This is a genomic window from Salegentibacter haimaensis, assembly GCF_054121495.1.
Map to the genome: position 1 here is coordinate 577,899 of NZ_JBSYGH010000001.1, position 19,298 is coordinate 597,196.

Consider the following 19,298-nt stretch of genomic DNA (forward strand, 5'->3'; position numbering starts at 1 on the left):
ACTACCTGAGATTGTCATCGGTCCATTACTGTCTTCTAATTTCGCTGATGATTTCTACAAATCTTCTGGCCCAGGAGACACCTCAGGACACCACCGGCACGGGTTATGCGCTGGGTGAAATCGTGTTGCCCGATGCGCGCAGTATTAGTTCTTCCTATGAATACGATCCTGTTCTCGACCGCTACATCTACCGGGAACGCCTGGGAGATTTAGATCTCAATATTCCACTAATCCTTACCCCACAGCAATACGAAGAGCTGGTGATCCAGGAGGGAATGCGGGACTATTTTAAACAAAAAATCGATGCACTTTCAGGACGAAAACAGGGCGCCGATGAGCTTCAGCGGGATTTATTGCCGGGCTATTACGTGGAATCAGATTTCTTTCAGAGCATTTTTGGAGGTACCGAAATTAATATTGTTCCGCAGGGAACCGTAGAAATGGACCTCGGGCTGCTTTACACCCGAAATGATAACCCTGCTTTTTCACCAAGAAACCGGCGAAATCTTACCTTCGATTTCGATCAGCGTATTAGCCTTAGCCTGGTGGGTCAAATAGGAGAACGCCTGCAAATTAACGCCAATTACGATACCGAGTCTACTTTCGATTTTCAGAATCAGTTGCGGCTTGAATACACTCCCAATGAAGATGATATAATTCAAAAAATCGAAGTGGGGAACGTAAATATGCCAATGAACAACGCGCTTATGCAGGGAGCCCAAAGTTTATTTGGTTTTAAAACCGAATTGCAATTCGGAAAAACGCGGGTTACCGGAGTGTTTTCTGAACAAAAATCTGAGCGGCGTACCGTAAATGTTGAAGGAGGCGCCACTATTGAAGAATTCGAAAGATTCGCTTTAGATTACGATCAGGACAGGCATTTTTTCCTGGCACATTATTTCAGAGATCAATATGACGATGCGCTTAAAGATTATCCTTTTATAAATTCCAATATTCAGATTCAAAGGGTTCAGATTTGGGTTACCAACCGAACCAATAATACCCAGAATTTAACCGATACCCGTAATATTGTAGCCATCCAGGATTTGGGAGAAACCAATTTTCCTGAAAATATCGGTTTAGATAACCCGCCGGCAGGCTTTATTAATCAGCCTCCCGGTTCCTTTCCCGATAACGCCAACAACGATTTTAATCCCCTCGGAATTAGAGGCCCTGCCGAGTCGGTCTTAACCCCGGCGATTCGGGATATCGCAACTGCCGATAACGGGTTTAGCGGGCTGCCTGTTTCTGAAGGAATCGACTATGTGAAGCTGGAGAATGCCCGACAACTTCAGCCAAATGAATATACTTTAAATACCCAGTTAGGGTATATTTCTTTAAATCAGCGGCTAAGCAATGATGAAGTACTTGGGGTAGCCTTTCAGTATACCGTAAACGGGCAGGTTTTCCAGGTAGGTGAATTTGCCAACGATGGGGTAAATGCCACCGGAGATGGTTCCCAGCAAACCGGTGAAAATGGAAATGTTCGTGCTAACCAAAGCCTCGTGGTGAAAATGCTTAAAAGCACGGTGGTGAACGTTAATGAGCCGGTTTGGGATTTGATGATGAAAAACATTTATAGTCTCGGGGCCTACCAGCTGGAGAGGGAAGACTTCAGAATGAACATTTTATATACCGATCCTCAACCTCTCAATTATATCAAGCCAGCCGGGGATGGGGAAGAGCCTTTGCCTGAAGATGTTCAGGAAACTCCGCTGCTAAGGGTTTTGAATTTAGATCGCTTAAATAACAATAACGACCCCATAAATGAAGGCGACGGATTTTTCGATTACGTGCCTGGAATCACCATAGACCCTCAAAACGGGAATATAATTTTCACCACGGTAGAACCCTTTGGAAGTCATCTTTTTAAGAAGCTGGATAATACCCCTAATAATGGTGGTGAAGATTACGATGATCGCTCTACCTGGAATGCAAACCAGCGAAAATATGTTTTCAAAGCCCTGTATGAAACCACAAAGATTCAGGCTGAGCAGGAAGAGGCCGATAAGAATAAATTTCAGCTTAGGGGTAGATATAAATCGGCCGAAGTAGAAGGAATTCCTATCGGGTTTAATTTGCCGCAGGGTTCGGTTACGGTTACAGCCGGAGGTAGAGTTTTACAGGAGGGAGTAGATTATGTGGTGAACTATGAACTGGGAAGAGTTCAGATTTTAGATGAAGCTTTGCTTGCTTCGAATACCCCTATCCAGGTAAATACCGAAAACAACGCTCTGTTTGGTCAGCAAACCAAGCGGTTTACAGGTTTGCACGTAGAACACCAATTCAATGAAAACTTCCTGGTGGGGGCTACTTTTTTAAATTTAAAAGAACGCCCGCTTACTCAAAAGGCAAATTATGGCTATGAGCCAATCAACAACTCAATCACAGGTTTTAATCTGAATTATTCCACCCAGGTGCCGTTTTTCACGCGTTTGGTAAATAAACTTCCCAATATAGATACCGATGTAGAATCGAACTTATCGGTTCGGGGAGAATTTGCCTATCTAATTCCCGGGGCGCCCAATATCAACGATTTTGAAGGAAAAACCACTACCTATGTAGACGATTTTGAGGCTGCTCAAACTTCTCTTGATATCAATAACGCCCTGGCCTGGGAACTCTCTAGTGTGCCGCTGGATTTTGGAGGAGAATTGCCCAATGGCGATATAAGATCGGGTTATAAAAGGGCGAAAATGGCCTGGTATACCATAGACCCCATTTTTTACAGCAATAGCCGTCCTGAAGGAATTACAGATAATGATATCTCCAATTACGCTACCCGCAGGGTTTCCATGAGTGAGATTTTCCCCAATACCGATGTGGTGGTGGGTCAGCCCCAGGTGGTTTATACAATGGATGTGGCTTATTTTCCAGAAGAACGCGGGCCCTATAATTTCAACCCGGCTGCTTCAGGAGGGAACGAACTGCCAAATCCTGAAGAAAATTTCGGGGGAATGATGCGCGGAATAAATACCACGAATTTTGAGCAAAGCAACGTGGAGTTTATTCAGTTTTGGGTTATGGATCCTTACATCTATCCGGAAAATCAAAACGGCAACAGGGGCGGAAAAATCACTTTTAACCTGGGAAATATTTCTGAAGATGTTTTAAAAGATGGTCGCAAGCAATTTGAGAATGGTTTGCCCCGTGATGGCGGAAATCAAAATACCGTAGAAACCGCCTTCGGAAAGGTTCCCGCCGACCAGTCTCTGGTGTATGCTTTCGATAGTGAGGGGGAGGCAAGATTAAATCAGGATGTGGGATATGATGGTTTATCTGATGATGAGGAAGCCTTAAAATTCCCCGGATTTTCTAATCTTGATGACCCCGCTGCCGATAATTACGAGTATTTCCTAAACCGGGACGGTGGGATTATAAACCGCTACAGAAATTATAACGGGATAGATGGGAATTCCCCTTCAGAAGTTAGCAATACCAATCGCGGAAATACAACTCTGCCCACGGCCGAAGATGTGAACCGCGATAATACGATGAATACCATAGACAGTTATTTTGAGTATGAAGTTCCGTTTTTCCCGGGGATGAGCACTGAAAATAACCGATTTATCACCGATGTAAAGGAAGTGAATACCACTATGCGAAACGGGCAGGAATTGCCCGTGCGTTGGGTTCAGTTTAAGGTGCCAATTTATGAGCCAACAGGCAGTAAGGGAGGTATTGCCGATTTTCGTTCTATCCGGTTTATGCGAATGTTTTTATCTGAATTCAGAAACCCTACGCTGCTGCGATTTGGTACCATGGAAATGGTTCGCGGAGATTACCGGCGATATAATCAAAGTCTAAGAGATCAAAATGCGGCACCCCCTCCAAACAGCAATACCCTTTTTGAAGTTGCTGCGGTGAATATTGAAGAAAACGAAAACAGGCAGCCTATTCCTTATGTGCTACCTCCGGGAGTAATAAGGGAAGAATTGTTTGAGAATAATACCAATATTCGCCAAAATGAGCAGTCGCTTTCTTTGCGGGTTTGCGATTTGCAGCCCCAGGATGCCCGGGCTGTTTACAAGAATTTCCAGATAGATATGAGGCAGTACAAAAACCTGGAAATGTTTTTACACGCCGAATCATTTCAGAATCAAACTCCGCTTAAAGACGGGCAATTGGTCGCGTTTATAAGAATGGGGCAGGATTTTAGCGAAAACTTCTACCAGATTGAAGTGCCCTTGCAGGTAACCCAGTTTGGGGCTCAAAGCCCAGATGATATCTGGCCTGCCTTAAACCGGTTAAACCTTCCGTTAGAATTACTGCAACGGTTAAAAACCAGTGTTTTAGGCGATCCTACTCTTAATACTACTCAGCTTAATTTCTTTACCGAAGAGCTTATGCCTGCCGATCCTGAAGACCTTTATGAACCGGGCAGGTTAAGACTGGGAATTAAAGGAAACCCCAGTTTTGGAAATATCAGGGTGCTTATGCTGGGGCTTAAGAACGGTACACCTACCAATGGGGTTGCCGATCTTTGCGGAGAGGTATGGTTTAATGAATTAAGGCTTACAGAACTTAACAATGAGGGAGGCTACGCCAGCATTTTGAGTATGGATACCAACTTCGCCGATTTCGCGACCATCTCGGCCACCGGGCGGCAAAGTACGGTTGGTTTTGGAAATCTGGACCAGGGACCTAATTTGAGAAGTCAGGAAGATTTACAGCAGTATGATGTGGTGACCAATCTCAATATGGGTCAATTGCTACCTTCAAAATGGGGCTTGCGAATACCCGTAAATTACAGCAGGGGGGAGGAGTTGATCACTCCAAAATACGATCAGGAATTTTTGGATTTGGAGCTCGAAACCAGGCTGAGGGATATTCAGGATGCTTCAGAAAGAGATCGGGTGAAAAAGCAATCTCAGAGTTATACCAAGCGGCAAAATATTAGTGTTATTGGTTTGCGTAAAGATCGCGTAGCTGAAACCGAGAGAGACCCCAGGTTTTATGATGTGGAGAATATTACTCTTTCAGGATCTTATAACCAGGTAGATCATCGCGATTTTGAAGTCGAAGAGGCCCTGGACCAGAATGTTAGGGTAGGAGCTACCTATGAGTTTAATTTTCAGCCTAAAACTATTGAACCGTTTAAGAATATCGCGGTACTCGATAGCAGCGATTATTTCACTCCAATAAAAGATTTAAACTTCAATTTATTACCCTCGAATATCAATGCGAGTTCCAGTATTTTCAGGCAATATAACGAGCAAAAATTTCGCTCGCTTGAATTACGGGATGATGATATTGGAATTCCAACTCTTTATCAACGAAATTATATGTTCGATTGGCAATATGGCTTTAATTACAACCTAACCCGATCGCTTAATTTCAGTTTTAATGCTTCCAATAACCGCATAATTCGAAATTATATAGATGAAGAAGGTTTCGCCGATAACAGTGTGGGGCTTTGGGATGATTTCTTTGAAATTGGCAGGCCTAATTTGCATTATCAATCGCTTCAGTTAAATTATGAGCTTCCTTTGAATAAGTTGCCGGTGTTCTCATTTATAAACGCCACCTATTCGTATAATGGCGATTTTCAATGGCAACGGGGTTCCCAGGTATTTAGTCAATTAGAAGGAATTCCGGATATTGGGAATACGGTTCAGAATTCCAATACGCATCAGCTAAATGCTAATCTTGATATGCAGAAGCTCTATAATTATGTGGGGCTGGTAAAACGCGATAATAGATCTAACCAAACCATAAAAGAGCGAAGCGCGGGAGTTCCCACTCTGGAAGCCTCTGGAAATGCTCCCCGCGAAGAACAGGAAAGACAACAGGCCACCAGCCCGGGCTTCAACACCCTGGTAAGTATTGCCACGATGATCAAGAGAATTCAAGTTAATTACAGGGATAGTCGTGGGACCTTCCTACCCGGGTATACCGCGAGTGTTGGGTTTATGGGAACTTTTAGACCTACAACAGCTTTTACCTTTGGCCTGCAGGACGATGTGCGGCACCAGGCAGCCCGAAGAGGTTGGTTAACGCTGTTTCAGAATTTTAATCAGCAGTACTCAACGGTGGCCAATAAGCAGTTGAATATCCAGTCTTCGCTGGATGTGATTCCAGATCTCACCATAGATTTAAGTGCCACCAGAAGTTATGCTGAAACCTTTAATGAGAATTACAGGATAGACCCGGTAAGCCTGGAGTATATTTCCCTTACTCCCTATACCTACGGAAATTTCAATATCTCGACCATACTAATTAAAACGGCTTTTAATCAAACCAATATCACCTCTTCAGAAACATTTGAAACCTTTAGGCAAAACAGGCTTGAGGTGGCCAGACGGGTAGCTGCTGAACGTGGCCTGGACCCCAATAACACGGCTGAAGACGGTTATCCCGTTGGGATAGGGAAAACCAATCAGGCGGTCTTGCTTCCGGCATTTATTGCAGCTTATTCGGGAACCGATCCCGGAAATGTGAAACTGGGCGCCTTTAGAGATACACCATTGCCCAACTGGAATGTGAAATATACCGGATTTATGAAGATGGAATTCTTCAAGCGTAATTTCAGAAGATTTTCACTCAATCACGGGTATCAGTCCAACTACACCCTGAACCAATTTCAAACGAACTTAGACTATGATCCCGAGGCGCCTTTTGAGGTAAACCAGGCCGGGGATTTTAAAAATCCTTTGCTTTATTCGAATATTGTGCTAACCGAGATGTTTAGTCCGCTTGTTCGCATAGATATGGAAACTACCAACGCGATACAGGTACTTGCCGAATTGCGAAAAGACCGGGCGCTGGCTTTGAGTTTCGACAATAATTTACTTACCGAGACTTCGGGAAATGAATATATTCTTGGGTTGGGTTACAGAATAAAGGAATTGAAAATTTCAACAAAAATAGCCGGCCGTAATAGAATGTTGAGTAGTGATTTGAATTTTAAGGCCGATGTTTCCTTCAGAAGAAATAACACCATAATTCGGTATTTAGATTTAGAAAGCAGCCAGGTAATTGCAGGACAGGATATTTGGGGCATTAATTTCACCGCCGATTATGCTCTATCCCGCAACTTAACCGCGCTTATTTATTACGATCATACTTTTTCTGAATATGCCGTTTCTACGGCTTTTCCGCAAACCACTATACGCTCTGGGATAACCCTGAGATATAATTTCGGAAATTAATAATAACCAATTTGAACAATTGCTTTAAAAAATTAACTTTGCGCTAATCAAAACGCTAACTAAATGAACATTCCACAAGATTTAAAGTACACCAAAGATCACGAATGGGTGAAGATTGAAGGTGATGTAGCCACCATCGGGATTACCGATTTTGCTCAGGGAGAACTGGGTGATATCGTATACGTTGAGGTAGAAACAGTAGACGAAACCTTAGATAAAGAAGAGGTATTTGGAACAGTAGAAGCCGTAAAAACTGTTTCTGATCTTTATTTGCCGGTAGCCGGGGAAATTATTGAGTTCAATGAAAATCTGGAAGATGAGCCAGAGAAGGTAAATTCAGATCCCTATGGAGACGGGTGGATGATCAAGGTGAAAATGAGCGATGCTTCTCAGGCCGATGATTTGCTTTCTGCCAAAGAATATGAGGAGATAATTGGTAGTTAAGTTTAGCCTTTTTCTTGCCTCGCTTTATACTCTTGCCATTACGGTTCTGTCTTTGGTTAGATTGGGTAAAATAAGCGTAGGCTCGTTTAATCCTACCGATAAGATGTTGCATGCAGGAGCCTATTTTGGGATGGCTGTACTCTGGATGCTTTATTTTATTTTTAAAGACAACTTCAAAAATTTTAGAGCAAATTTGTTAAAGGTTGCTATTTATTGTAGCCTTTTTGGTATATTAATTGAGGTATTACAAGGTGTGTTGACCGATTTCAGAGAACCCGATTGGTTAGATGCACTTGCAAATTCATCTGGTGTCTTACTTGCCGCGATTTTATTTCTGGTATTCAGAAAGAACCTTGAAAGGTTAAAAAACAGGATAAGTTTAGATATTTAGAAAAAATTAATATTTTAGCAACCCTTATTAATTCAATAACCCATTATGGAACCAAAGAAAAATCCTAAGGCAGACTTATCAAGAAGAAGCGTTTTGTTTCTTCAATTAGGTCTTATCCTGGTGCTTTTTATTACCTGGCAGGCAATAGAATGGAAAACCTATGACAAGGAAGCCATTGATACCGGGCAGTTAAATCTCGATGATCTTGATGATGAAGAAATCCCGATCACCGAAATGCAGAATACTCCTCCGCCACCACCGCCACCACCACCAGCCCCAGAAATTATTGAGGTTGTTGAAGATGAAGAAGAGGTAGAAGAAGATGAAATTGAATCTACAGAAACCAATCTTGATGAAATCGTTGAGGTTGAAGAAGTAGTAGAGGCACCTGAAGAAGAAGAAGTAGCCGATGTTCCTTTTGCGGTTATTGAAAACGTACCGGTATTCCCCGGTTGTGAAGGTTTGCGTAACAACGAGGAGCGTAAGCAGTGTATGAGTGAAAAGATCAAGAACTTCGTGAACAAGGAGTTTAATACCGATCTTGGAGCCGAACTTGGACTATCTGGTGTAAACAGAGTAATCGTTCAGTTTAAGATCGATGAAAAAGGAAATATCGCTCAGGTGCAATCCAGAGCTCCACACCCAAGACTTGAGAGAGAAGCGGCAAGGGTAATTCAAAAATTACCTAAGATGCAGCCCGGTAAGCAGCGTGGTAAAGCTGTTGGGGTAATGTATTCTTTACCGATCGTTTTCCAGGTTCAGGACTAAAAAATTCCTAATCTTAATATATAAATCCCGGCTTTTAAGTCGGGATTTTTTGTTTTTAGACCTGAGCGATTGTGAAAGTTTATGTCTGTCATAATTTCCAGGATAAGCGAATTATTTCTTCGGAAAACCCTGCATTACGGGTTGCTGCTGGCCATAAAGATTTAGTTGCCTCTCGATTATCGAGTAAAAAGTGTATATTTCGATGTTCAAACCAACCGACCTCCCGTAAATATGAAGTATTTTTTGCTTCTTGCCACTCTTTTTATAAGTGGGGTTATGTGTGCCCAAACTTCTATGGGCATTGAGATTTACCCGAAATTCCCTGACTGTGCTTCTGTGGTATTTGAAAACCAACCGGAATGTTTCCGAAGAAATTTAAGCCGGTTTATCCTTGATAATTTTGAACTGCCACAGGTGGTGAAAGATGAAGATTATTCAGGGCGGGTTAATGTGATCTTTGAAGTGAACAAACAGGGGGAGTTTATCCTTTTGTATGCCGATGCTGCCTATTCCGAATTAAAAGAAGAGATCACCAGGGTCTTTGAAGCTTTACCTCAAATTGAACCCGGCTATTACAATTCCCGGCCTGCTACTATGCAGTTCAGAATGCCCTTGCAAATTCCGTTAAGTATCATGCCGGGTGAAATTACCGCTGAAACCAATGAGCTGGTTTTTGCGCCTCAGGAACCTGAAACTGCCAAACCTGTTACTGAAGAATATGAAGAAATAAAATCTTTAGAATTTACAAGACCTCGCTTTAACAGCAGTTTGAATATTCCGTTTTCACACGAGTTTTACAGTAGATTCGATGCGGCCTATAACCGGGTTGGAACCAATACCCACGCGGCGGTAAAACCTCTAAGATTTGAAGAGGTTGCACCTTATTACGATTTTGAGGCCGAAGAAGATAAAATGCTGCGACCTGCACAAAGCTGGCTTTCACGAAAACTATGGAATGAGCATCTAATTCAATATCAAACAGATGATTACTGGTTTGCGATCGACTTTGGGCTGGATCTTCAGTTGGGGAAAGATTTCGAACAAACTCAATACGATTTCACCTATAATAATACCCGTATGGGAATCTTCCAGGGAGGTTTGGGAAAAAATTTGAGTTTTTACAGCGTAATCTATGAAAATCAGGGTCGATTTGCAGAATATTACAACCGGTATGCTGAATCGATAAGACCCGATGGCGGAGATCCGGCTATCATTCCCGGCCGTGGTATCGCAAAACCCTTTATGGACGGTGGCTACGATTACCCGGTGGCCGAGGGTTACTTATCCTATTCCCCGGGCAAATTTTTCAACCTTCAGTTTGGGCACGGAAAGAATTTTATTGGCGAAGGCTATCGCTCCCTCTTGATGAGTGACAATGCTTCTCCATATCCATTTTTTCAACTCAATACCACTTTCTGGAAAATTAAATATACCAACACCTGGATGTCTCTAAGAGATGTAAGGCCCGAGGTTACCGAGAGCGGTTCCTTTCGCACCAAATATATGGCGAATCATTATTTAAGCTATAATGTGACCAAAAGATTGAATTTGGGCTTTTTTGAATCGGTGGTTTGGGAAAATGATAATCAGCGGGGTTTTGATTTAAATTACCTGAACCCGGTAATTTTTTACAGGGCTATAGAATTTTCAACCGGGGCCCGGGGAGGAAATGCCCTTATGGGTTTGGCAGCCAAATATAAATTCAGCGACCGCTTATACGCCTATGGGCAGTGGATTATCGATGAATTTTCAACTTCCGATGTTTTCGGAGGAGAACAAAGCTGGAAGAATAAACTCGGTTACCAGTTAGGTGTGAAATATTTTGATGCCTTTGGAATACCCGATTTATACCTTCAGGCCGAATACAATCAGGTCCGTCCCTTTACCTATTCGCATAATACCAGGGTGCTGAATTACGGGCATCATAACCAGGGAATGGCACACCAGTGGGGTGCTAACTTCAGGGAAATTATAGGAGTAGCCCGGTATCGATATGAGCGATGGTATGGAACTGCTAAATTTTTATTTGGTGAACGCGGCTTCGACTTTAATAATGGCGTAGATAATTTTGCCTATGGAGGCGATATTTACAGAAGTGAGCGGGAGCGACCGGCCGATATGGAAACCGGGGTGAAAATAGGACAGGGCAATACCGCAATCTCGATTTTTGGAGAATTTCAGGCCGGTTATATTGTGAATCCGGCTACCAATCTTAAACTCTTTGGGAGCTTTATTTTTCGGGATTTTTCAACTGAAGTTAAGACTCCGCAACATTTCGATAACTCTACCATTTGGGTGAATATTGGCCTGCGCACCGACATTTTTAACTGGTACTTCGATTATTAACCATTGGAAACTTCTGAAAATTAACAGTTTTCACTCCTTGCTAAAACCTAATTAAGGAGTATCTTTGCGCCAATTTTAAACTTCGTTTTTTGAGCAGTACCGGCGTACATACTTCTTCAGTTTTAAGCCTTTCAGATTTTAAAGAAATTACCAAAATGCGGCTCGCGGTTAGCGTGGTGTTTTCTTCGGTTGCCGGCTATTTTCTGGGGGCTCCTTCTATAGATTTTGTAACTGTATTTTTGCTTGCGATTGGCGGGTATTTTATGGTGGGAGCTTCGAATGCCTATAACCAAATCATAGAGAAAGACCTGGATGCCTTGATGGACCGCACCAAAAACAGGCCGGTACCCGCAGGCAGAATGTCGGTTTCTACTGCTTTTATTATTGCTACGGGTTTTACCATTTTGGGGCTCATTGTGCTATATATAATTAATCCCAGAACTGCGATGTTTGGGGCGATTAGTATATTTTTATATGTAAGTGTATATACTCCTTTAAAGACCAAAACCCCATTGTCGGTTTTTGTGGGAGCTTTTCCCGGGGCAATTCCGTTTATGTTGGGATGGGTAGCTGCAACGGGAGAATTTAGCATAGAACCCGGAACTTTGTTTATGATTCAGTTTTTCTGGCAGTTTCCGCATTTTTGGGCTATTGGCTGGTGGCTTTTCGACGATTATAAAAAAGGCGGATTTTTCATGCTGCCAACAGGAAAAAGAGATAAAGGCACGGCCATACAGGTAATTTTGTATAGTGTCTGGACGGTGCTGGTTTCATTAATTCCTGCATTTGGAGTAACCGGGAAACTTTTCCTTAGCCCTATAGCGGCCTCAATCATTTTAATGCTGGGAATAGGACTGCTTTGGTATGCCTTTAAACTCTACCGGGAAAGAAGTGCAAAAGCCGCAAAGAAATTGATGTTTGCAAGCGTGAGTTATATCACCTTGCTTCAATTAGTATATGTTTTTGATAAATTAATAAGACAATGGCTGTGATAGATACTGCTGAAAAGGAAAAGCTTGCCAGGGCAAAAAAAATGATGCTTTGGTTTGGAATTATAAGTATGGTGATGACCTTTGCGGGGCTTACCAGTGCTTATGTGGTGAGTAAAAGCAGGCCAGACTGGCTAAGCGATTACTCAATTCCGCAGGCGTTTTACTGGAGCACCCTGGTGATAGTAGCCAGCAGTGTGACCTTTATCTTTGCAAAGAAGAATATTCGTTCCGGAAACAGAAAGAATGGAACAGCCTTGTTGCTGGGAACTTTAATTCTGGCCATTCTGTTTATCTTTTTCCAGTTTCAGGGATTTTCTGAATTTCTTGCAAGTGGGTACTACTTCACCGGAAGCGAAAGCAGTATTACCACCTCCTTTATTTATGTTCTGGTAATGGTGCATATCGTGCATTTACTGGCCGGGATCATAGCCCTGCTGGTGGTAATTTATAAACATTTTAAACAAGCCTACAAAAAAGGTCAAATGCTTGGTATAGAGTTAGCTGGCACATTTTGGCATTTTGTTGATATCCTGTGGGTTTACCTGATTTTGTTTTTATATTTCTTTAGATAATAAAAAAGCGTATTTTTGCGCCATACTTAAATTAAACAACTAATCTTCTATGGACGCTACTGTTGTAAGAACAGGCACCGAAGGTAAAACCTGGGGTGGTGGCAATGAGCCTTTAAAAGCCAGCTACGGGAAAATGATGATGTGGTTTTTCATTGTTTCCGATGCACTTACCTTCTCAGGCTTTCTGGCAGCTTACGGTTTTTCAAGGTTTAAATTTATCGATTCCTGGCCTATAGCCGATGAGGTATTTAATCACTTTCCATTTTTACACGGGGTAGATGCACCGATGTATTATGTGGCGTTGATGACCTTTATCCTTATATTTTCTTCTGTAACTATGGTACTGGCGGTAGATGCTGGTCACCAGCTGAAAAAAGGAAAAGTAACTTTTTATATGTTCCTTACCATTATTGGTGGTTTGGTATTCCTTGGGTCACAGGCTTGGGAATGGAAAAACTTCATCAATGGTGAATATGGAGCGGTAACTACAAAAGGAGGTAATGTTCTTCAGTTTGTAGATAATGACGGGAAGCGAGTAGCTTTGTCTGATATCGCTATCCCGCAGGTGGGAGATAGAGTGGCACATACAGCTAATACCGGTGTTTGGTTTGAAAGCGATGCGGCACCTTTGGCAAGTTATTCCATCGAAGAGATTAAAGCAGGATTTGCAGCCAATGAAAATCTGCTTATTAGAACTCAAAAATTAACCGAAGAGGGAGAAAAAACGGTACTTAGCCGTGAAGAATCCTTAGCCAAATTAGATGCTGAAGCCGTAGGCGTAGTAGAGGGAGCTAATCTTCGTCAAAACGAATATGGCGTTCCGCTATTTGGTGATTTCTTCTTCTTTATTACCGGTTTTCACGGTTTCCACGTATTGTCTGGTGTGATCATTAATATCGTGATTTTCTTTAATGTGATCATTGGCACCTACGAGCGTAGAAAGAATTATGAGATGGTGGAAAAGGTTGGATTATACTGGCACTTTGTAGACCTTGTGTGGGTATTTGTATTTACCTTCTTTTACCTGGTTTAATCTTAGAATTTTAAAAAATGGCACACGATACAGCACATCACCACGAATCTAACACCAAAAGAATTTGGGTTGTTTTTGGTATACTTTCGGTACTAACCCTTGTAGAAGTTGTACTTGGTATTTATAAGCCGGGATTCCTGGTTCATACCGATTTTCTAAGTATGAGTATCCTTAACTGGATATTTATCATTCTTACCATCATTAAGGCTTATTATATCGCCTGGGCATTTATGCACCTGGAAGGGGAAACTAAAGGTTTAAGAAGAGCCATCGTTTGGACGGCAGTTTTCCTTATAAGTTACCTTATTTTTATTTTGCTTACAGAAGGAGATTATGTTTATGAAGTTTTTAAACATAATCACGTTTCCTGGGACTTCTAATCAAAAGAGTTAAAAAATTAAGAAAAGACGGTTTTGTGAAACCGTCTTTTTATTTTTGTAGCCGTTTGTAAACACCCATCTATGAAGAAGTTTTTTGTACTGGCAGTGCTCTTTATCCTGCCTATTCTGGCATATCTCTTCTTTGCATCGGGTGAAAACAATTTTGCACGGCTTCCGGTTCTTAGCGAAAATGTGCAGGATATCGCGCCGATTGCAGATAGTCTTAGTTTTTCAGATAAAATAAGTATTGTGGCTTTCTTCGGAAGGGATCTTCAGCAAATCAAGGGGAACACCTTTAACCTCGACAAAAAGATCCTTGAGAAATATTACGAATTCAATGATTTTCAATTTATCATTTTGCTGCCCGAGGGTATGGAGGCAGAAGCTGAAGCCTTTGCAGAAGAGTTTAAAAATGTAGCTGGTACCGAATATTGGAATTTCGTCTATGCTTCAGAAGAAGAAATCGGAGAGATTTTTTCAGGATTAAAAACTCCGCATCGACTCGATGAGAATTTGTATTCGCCTTATGTTTTTATCGTAGACAAAGAACTTAAACTTAGAGGGAGAGATGACGATGAAGATTATGGCAAGGTGTACGGCTATGATTCCCGTTCTGTGGCCGATCTTAGCAATAAAATGAACGATGATGTAAAGGTAGTTCTCGCCGAATACCGCCTGGCGCTGAAGAAAAATTCGGCCGATAGAAAAAATTAAATTATGAAGAAGAAATATTCCTATATAGGGCTTTCCATTATTATTTTCATTTTTGGAATTATTGTATTACCAAAAATTTTTGAACGCATTGGTAGCGATAAGATCGTTGAAAATAGTAGGCTAAACAACAAAAATGAAAATTCTGATGACTCTGCCGAGGTGGTTTACCTCGAGGTGAACGGAGAGCGCAAAAAAGCTCCTGCATTTGAATTTGTAAACCAGGAAGGAGATACTATTTCTAATGAAGATTATTTGGGAAAGGTATATGTGGTGGAATTTTTCTTTACCACCTGTCCTACCATTTGTCCCATTATGAACCAAAACCTTGTAGAGGTTCAGGAAGAGTTTAAGGGAAATAGTGAGTTCGGAATTGCTTCTTTTACCATAGACCCCACGCACGATACTTCAGAAGTATTGAAAAGTTATGCTGAAAATTATGGGATTAGCCATCCCAACTGGCATCTATTAACCGGTGATCGTGAAAAGATTTACGATCTCGCCAATAATGGCTTCTACATTTATGCAGGTGAAGATGCCGAAGTTCCAGGAGGCTTTGCACATTCGGGAATGTTTGCGCTGGTAGATAAAGAAGGCTATATGAGATCCCGAAAAGATGAATTTGGAAACCCGATTATCGGCTACCGCGGATTCGTAGAGCGCAGTAAATCGGTCGCGGAGGGGGAAGAAAGCCCTCAAATAGATATTTTAATTGAAGATATAAAAAGCCTGCTTTGAAAAGATATTTCACAAAATCTGAAAAGATAGCTGTGCCCGTTATTGTGGCCTTATCTATCCTGGTGCCTGTTATTGTTTTAATTCTAATGTACCTTCCCGAACGTTATAATATGTTTGGGGCGCAGGCCGGCACATTTCCTTTCTTCCATGCTGTGCTGAATGGCGGCACCGCTCTTCTGCTTATGATCGGTTATTTTTTTATGAGTATAGAGCAGTACAAACTGCATCGCAATGTGATGATCACTGCTTTTTTCTTTAGCGTGATATTTCTGGTGAGTTATGTGATTTCAAAAATAAGCAATGATCCGGTGCCTTATGGTGGAGATGGGGTGCTGCGCTACCTGTATTTCTTTATTTTAATAACTCATATTGTGCTTTCTGCCATCATTGTGCCCCTGGTATTATTTACGATGTACAGAGGCCTTAGAGGGGAATATGAAAAGCACGCTAAAGTAGCACGGTGGACCTTTCCCATTTGGTTATACGTGGCCATCACAGGCGTGCTGGTGTATGTTCTTATGTGGCCTTATTATTAACTTCTGAAATCTGGCCAGATTTTGTATTTTTGAAAACCGATTTAAAACTATGAAATTCAGGATATTATTCTTCCTACTTTTCTTGCTGCTTCTCCCGCAACTGGCCGAGGCGCAATGCTCTATGTGTAGAGCAGTCCTGGAGTCTGATACCGATCAAAGTGCTGCAAAGGGAATCAATGATGGTATCGTTTATCTTATGATTTTCCCTTATTTAATGGTTGGCGGTATTGGTTACTTCATTTATCGCGCCCGAAAAAAAGCCAAAGAAGATTAGAGGCTTACACTTTTGCTCTATAATTGGGGTATCCTTCAAAAATTCACGAGAGCCTGAACTACTGCTTTCTTCATCTTAAAATTCTGTAACATAATTTTATTCCGTTCGTCTAATGCGCATCTGTTTAGACCGAAGATTTGACTGCTTCGTAGTGGTCGATATTCTAAGCTGTTTCAAAAATTTTAAAATTATTGTAACAGTTCGGTATAAACCTATACTTATCCTTTACAAAAGAGTATATGCACAAGACGAGTTTTTTAATCCTTTTGCTGTTCCTGGGGCATATTGTAACTGCCCAGGATAAGAAGTGGACACTTCAGGAATGCGTGCAGCACGCCCTGGAAAATAATATTTCAATTAAACAATCTGAACTTAACCAGGAGTTTGCCGAACTTGAAAGGCGGGATGCAATTGGTAATTTGCTGCCTCGGGTTAATGCTTCAGCTACCAATGCCTGGAACACTGGTCTTACCCAGAATATTACCACGGGAATTCTTGAAAATCAGACCACCCGAAACTTTTCTGCGGGAGTTACTGCCAGTCTCAATCTTTTTGACGGCTTACAAAACATCAAACAGTTACAACGCGCAAAATTATCTGAACTCGCCAGCCAGTACAGGTTAGACCAGATGAAAGATGATATTACGCTTTTTGTTGCCGATTCTTATTTACAGGTATTATTCAATAAGCAAAACCTTGAAATTCTAAAATCTCAAAATGAGCTCACCGCCGAGCAACTCGAGAGAACCAGGGAATTGGTTGATGCCGGTTCGCTTCCCCGCGGTGACCTGCTGGATATTAGAGCTACCGATGCCGATGAGAAACAACGAATCATCCTCGCCGAAAACCAGATAAAAATTTCGCTGATAAGTCTTGCTCAAACCCTGCTTATCAAAGACTATGAGAATTTCGATATCGTAGAGCGCGATTACGATATCTTCGGAAATGAAGTGATGGAAAATACGGTTTATGAAATTATAGACCGCGCTAAAGAAGAACGATCTGATATACAAATCGCCGAAACCAACCTTGAATTGGCCGAAAAGGATGTGGAACTGGCCAGAGGAGCCTATTATCCCAGCCTTGGAGCCTTCTTCAACTACAACACCCGTGAATCTGGAAGAGGTCAAATTACCGGGTTTACTATAGACCCCGATGATCCTACGCGACAGATAGGTGTGGTAGAGGCCACCGGGCAGGCTGTGGTTACGCCTAATACCATAAGTACCATTGGGGCACCGCTTCCTTTCTTTGAGCAATTATGGAGAAATGACGGTATCACCTATGGCGTGCAGTTAAGCATTCCTATTTTTAATGGTTTGGCCACCCGCAACCAGGTGCGTCGCAGTGAGGTGAATGCTCTTAGAGCCGAGTACGACCTGGAACAGGCCGAACTCGATCTTGAAGCCAATGTCTATCAGGCCTATACCGATGCCCGTGGTTCTTTTGAAGCTTACGAAGCGGCAGTAGTTGCTGCCAATGCCCAGGACCTGGCCTTCGAATATGCCACCGAGCGTTTCGATGTGGGATTGATTAACGCCTTCGATTACAGCCAGGCAAAATTGAGGTATGAAAATGCACAACGCGAAGTAATGCGTGCTAAATACGATTATATTTTCAAGATAAAAGTGATTGAACTCTATTTTGGGGTTCCGGTTTCTGAGCTTAAATTTTAAAAAATGAAGAAAAAGACAATTTATATCATTATTGGAGTTACCCTTGCCGTATTGGTTTTAATGATAGTGGGTAAAAAAGCCGGTTGGTTTGGAAAATCCGGAAATTTTAAAGAGGTCGAGATCACTAAAATCGAGCCTATAGATATTATTGAAACCGTTTCTGCTACCGGAAAAATTCAGCCGGAGACCGAGGTTAAACTTTCTTCAGAAGTTTCAGGAGAAATTATAGAGCTACCCGTAAGAGAAGGCCAGGCGGTTGAAAAAGGGGACTTACTGGTGCGGGTTAACCCAGATCTTTATCAGTCTAACCTTAGAAGGGTTGAGGCCAGCCTTCAGAATATGAGAGCGAATTTATCGCAAACTGAAGCTAACTTGAAACAAGCCCAGGCCGATTACGAGCGTAACAAAAGTCTTTTCGAAAAGGGGGTAATCTCCAAAGCCGAATGGGATCGTATCGTTTCAGCCTACGAAGTGGCGCAGGCTAATAAGGAATCGGCATATTTTAGTATGCAAAGCACCGCCGCAACCGTGACCGAAGCCCGTGATAATTTGGCGCGTACTACTATTTACGCCCCAATGAGCGGAACCATTTCAAAACTGGATGCCGAGCTGGGAGAAAGAGTGGTAGGAACCCAGCAAATGGCCGGAACCGAAATTATGAGGGTTTCCAACCTTAAAAATATGGAGGTAGAGGTAGATGTAAACGAAAATGATATTGTAAAGGTGAAAGTTGGCGATTCCACCAGGGTTGAAGTTGACGCCTACCTGAAGAAACAATTCAAAGGGCTGGTAACAGAGATTTCCAATTCGGCCGATGCCCAGTTAACCTCAGACCAGGTTACAAATTTCAAGGTGAAAGTTAGAATTCTCGAAGAGTCCTATAAAGATTTGCTGGAAGGCCGACCCGAAAATTATTCGCCATTTCGCCCAGGGATGACCGCAACGGTAGATATTATTACCGATAGTCGCCAACAGGTAATTGGCGTTCCAATTAGTGCTATTGTGATAAAGAACGATACCACAGGTACTCAAAGCAATGCAAAATCTGATAAAAAGTTTGAAGGCGTTTTTATAAAAAATAACGATGAGGCTAAATTTAAGGTAGTTTCAACCGGAATTCAGGACGATAGCCATATCGAAATTACCGAAGGCCTCGAAGTTGGGGAAGAAGTAATCACCGGGCCCTACAACACCGTAACCAAGGTGTTGAAATCTGGCGATAAGGTAGAACCTTTAAAGACCGAATCTTCAAAATAAAATCTTTAATTTTGACGCATTAATTAACC

At 42.0% G+C, this 19,298-nt stretch carries 15 protein-coding genes; all 15 read left to right on the forward strand.

Going from position 1 to position 19,298, the window contains the following annotated elements; genetic code table 11:
• The first annotated feature begins 47 nt into the window (after positions 1–47).
• The 15 genes from sov to ACW6QP_RS02815 all read left to right on the forward strand — a co-directional run bounded on the left by sov (position 48) and on the right by ACW6QP_RS02815 (position 19,269).
• Positions 48–7,151, forward strand: a complete 7,104-nt coding sequence (gene sov / locus ACW6QP_RS02745; RefSeq protein ID WP_457909301.1) for a T9SS outer membrane translocon Sov/SprA — start codon at positions 48–50, stop codon at positions 7,149–7,151.
• Between the two features lie 63 nt (positions 7,152–7,214).
• Positions 7,215–7,595, forward strand: a complete 381-nt coding sequence (gene gcvH, locus ACW6QP_RS02750; protein WP_457909302.1) for a glycine cleavage system protein GcvH — start codon at positions 7,215–7,217, stop codon at positions 7,593–7,595.
• Positions 7,585–7,986, forward strand: a complete 402-nt coding sequence (locus tag ACW6QP_RS02755) for a VanZ family protein (protein WP_457909303.1) — start codon at positions 7,585–7,587, stop codon at positions 7,984–7,986. The genes gcvH and ACW6QP_RS02755 overlap by 11 nt, the downstream gene beginning before the upstream one ends.
• 45 nt (positions 7,987–8,031) lie before the next feature.
• Positions 8,032–8,754: an energy transducer TonB gene (locus ACW6QP_RS02760; protein WP_457909304.1), complete on the forward strand. Its 723-nt coding sequence runs from the start codon at positions 8,032–8,034 to the stop codon at positions 8,752–8,754.
• A 231-nt stretch (positions 8,755–8,985) separates the two neighbouring features.
• Positions 8,986–11,100, forward strand: a complete 2,115-nt coding sequence (locus ACW6QP_RS02765) for a gliding motility protein RemB (RefSeq protein ID WP_457909305.1) — start codon at positions 8,986–8,988, stop codon at positions 11,098–11,100.
• 89 nt (positions 11,101–11,189) lie between these two features.
• The gene (gene cyoE, locus ACW6QP_RS02770; protein ID WP_457909306.1) at positions 11,190–12,092 is read left to right on the forward strand and encodes a heme o synthase; all 903 of its coding nucleotides are present in this window, start codon (positions 11,190–11,192) and stop codon (positions 12,090–12,092) included.
• Positions 12,083–12,664 carry a cytochrome c oxidase subunit 3 gene (locus ACW6QP_RS02775; RefSeq protein ID WP_457909307.1) on the forward strand — a complete coding sequence of 194 codons (582 nt, stop codon included), beginning with the start codon at positions 12,083–12,085 and terminating at the stop codon, positions 12,662–12,664. Before cyoE ends, ACW6QP_RS02775 begins: the two co-directional genes overlap by 10 nt.
• A gap of 49 nt (positions 12,665–12,713) precedes the next feature.
• Entirely contained in the window at positions 12,714–13,697 is a 984-nt protein-coding gene (locus ACW6QP_RS02780) for a cytochrome c oxidase subunit 3 (protein ID WP_457909308.1), read from the forward strand.
• Between the two features lie 17 nt (positions 13,698–13,714).
• Positions 13,715–14,077, forward strand: a complete 363-nt coding sequence (locus ACW6QP_RS02785) for a cytochrome C oxidase subunit IV family protein (protein ID WP_457909309.1) — start codon at positions 13,715–13,717, stop codon at positions 14,075–14,077.
• An 81-nt stretch (positions 14,078–14,158) separates the two neighbouring features.
• A complete protein-coding gene (locus ACW6QP_RS02790) occupies positions 14,159–14,791 on the forward strand; it encodes a hypothetical protein (RefSeq protein ID WP_457909310.1) in 633 nt (210 codons plus the stop codon).
• Positions 14,792–14,794: 3 nt separating this feature from the next.
• Positions 14,795–15,526 (forward strand): SCO family protein, encoded by a 732-nt coding sequence (locus ACW6QP_RS02795; RefSeq protein WP_457909311.1) that lies wholly within the window; start codon positions 14,795–14,797, stop codon positions 15,524–15,526.
• Positions 15,523–16,062, forward strand: a complete 540-nt coding sequence (locus ACW6QP_RS02800; RefSeq protein WP_457909312.1) for a DUF420 domain-containing protein — start codon at positions 15,523–15,525, stop codon at positions 16,060–16,062. Before ACW6QP_RS02795 ends, ACW6QP_RS02800 begins: the two co-directional genes overlap by 4 nt.
• 49 nt (positions 16,063–16,111) lie before the next feature.
• Positions 16,112–16,336, forward strand: coding sequence for a hypothetical protein (locus ACW6QP_RS02805; RefSeq protein ID WP_457909313.1), 225 nt, complete (start codon positions 16,112–16,114; stop codon positions 16,334–16,336).
• Between the two features lie 239 nt (positions 16,337–16,575).
• Entirely contained in the window at positions 16,576–18,012 is a 1,437-nt protein-coding gene (locus tag ACW6QP_RS02810) for a TolC family protein (protein WP_457909314.1), read from the forward strand.
• Positions 18,013–18,015: 3 nt separating this feature from the next.
• Positions 18,016–19,269, forward strand: coding sequence for an efflux RND transporter periplasmic adaptor subunit (locus tag ACW6QP_RS02815; RefSeq protein ID WP_457909315.1), 1,254 nt, complete (start codon positions 18,016–18,018; stop codon positions 19,267–19,269).
• Positions 19,270–19,298 lie beyond the last annotated feature (29 nt).

Bases quoted from the DNA above. Each gene is read 5' to 3' on its own strand.
- sov (WP_457909301.1), top strand. From the start codon at position 48: ATGATTTCTACAAATCTTCTGGCCCAGGAGACACCTCAGGACACCACC.
- gcvH (WP_457909302.1), top strand. From the start codon at position 7,215: ATGAACATTCCACAAGATTTAAAGTACACCAAAGATCACGAATGGGTG.
- ACW6QP_RS02760 (WP_457909304.1), top strand. From the start codon at position 8,032: ATGGAACCAAAGAAAAATCCTAAGGCAGACTTATCAAGAAGAAGCGTT.
- ACW6QP_RS02765 (WP_457909305.1), top strand. From the start codon at position 8,986: ATGAAGTATTTTTTGCTTCTTGCCACTCTTTTTATAAGTGGGGTTATG.
- ACW6QP_RS02775 (WP_457909307.1), top strand. From the start codon at position 12,083: ATGGCTGTGATAGATACTGCTGAAAAGGAAAAGCTTGCCAGGGCAAAA.
- ACW6QP_RS02780 (WP_457909308.1), top strand. From the start codon at position 12,714: ATGGACGCTACTGTTGTAAGAACAGGCACCGAAGGTAAAACCTGGGGT.
- ACW6QP_RS02785 (WP_457909309.1), top strand. From the start codon at position 13,715: ATGGCACACGATACAGCACATCACCACGAATCTAACACCAAAAGAATT.
- ACW6QP_RS02790 (WP_457909310.1), top strand. From the start codon at position 14,159: ATGAAGAAGTTTTTTGTACTGGCAGTGCTCTTTATCCTGCCTATTCTG.
- ACW6QP_RS02795 (WP_457909311.1), top strand. From the start codon at position 14,795: ATGAAGAAGAAATATTCCTATATAGGGCTTTCCATTATTATTTTCATT.
- ACW6QP_RS02805 (WP_457909313.1), top strand. From the start codon at position 16,112: ATGAAATTCAGGATATTATTCTTCCTACTTTTCTTGCTGCTTCTCCCG.
- ACW6QP_RS02810 (WP_457909314.1), top strand. From the start codon at position 16,576: ATGCACAAGACGAGTTTTTTAATCCTTTTGCTGTTCCTGGGGCATATT.
- ACW6QP_RS02815 (WP_457909315.1), top strand. From the start codon at position 18,016: ATGAAGAAAAAGACAATTTATATCATTATTGGAGTTACCCTTGCCGTA.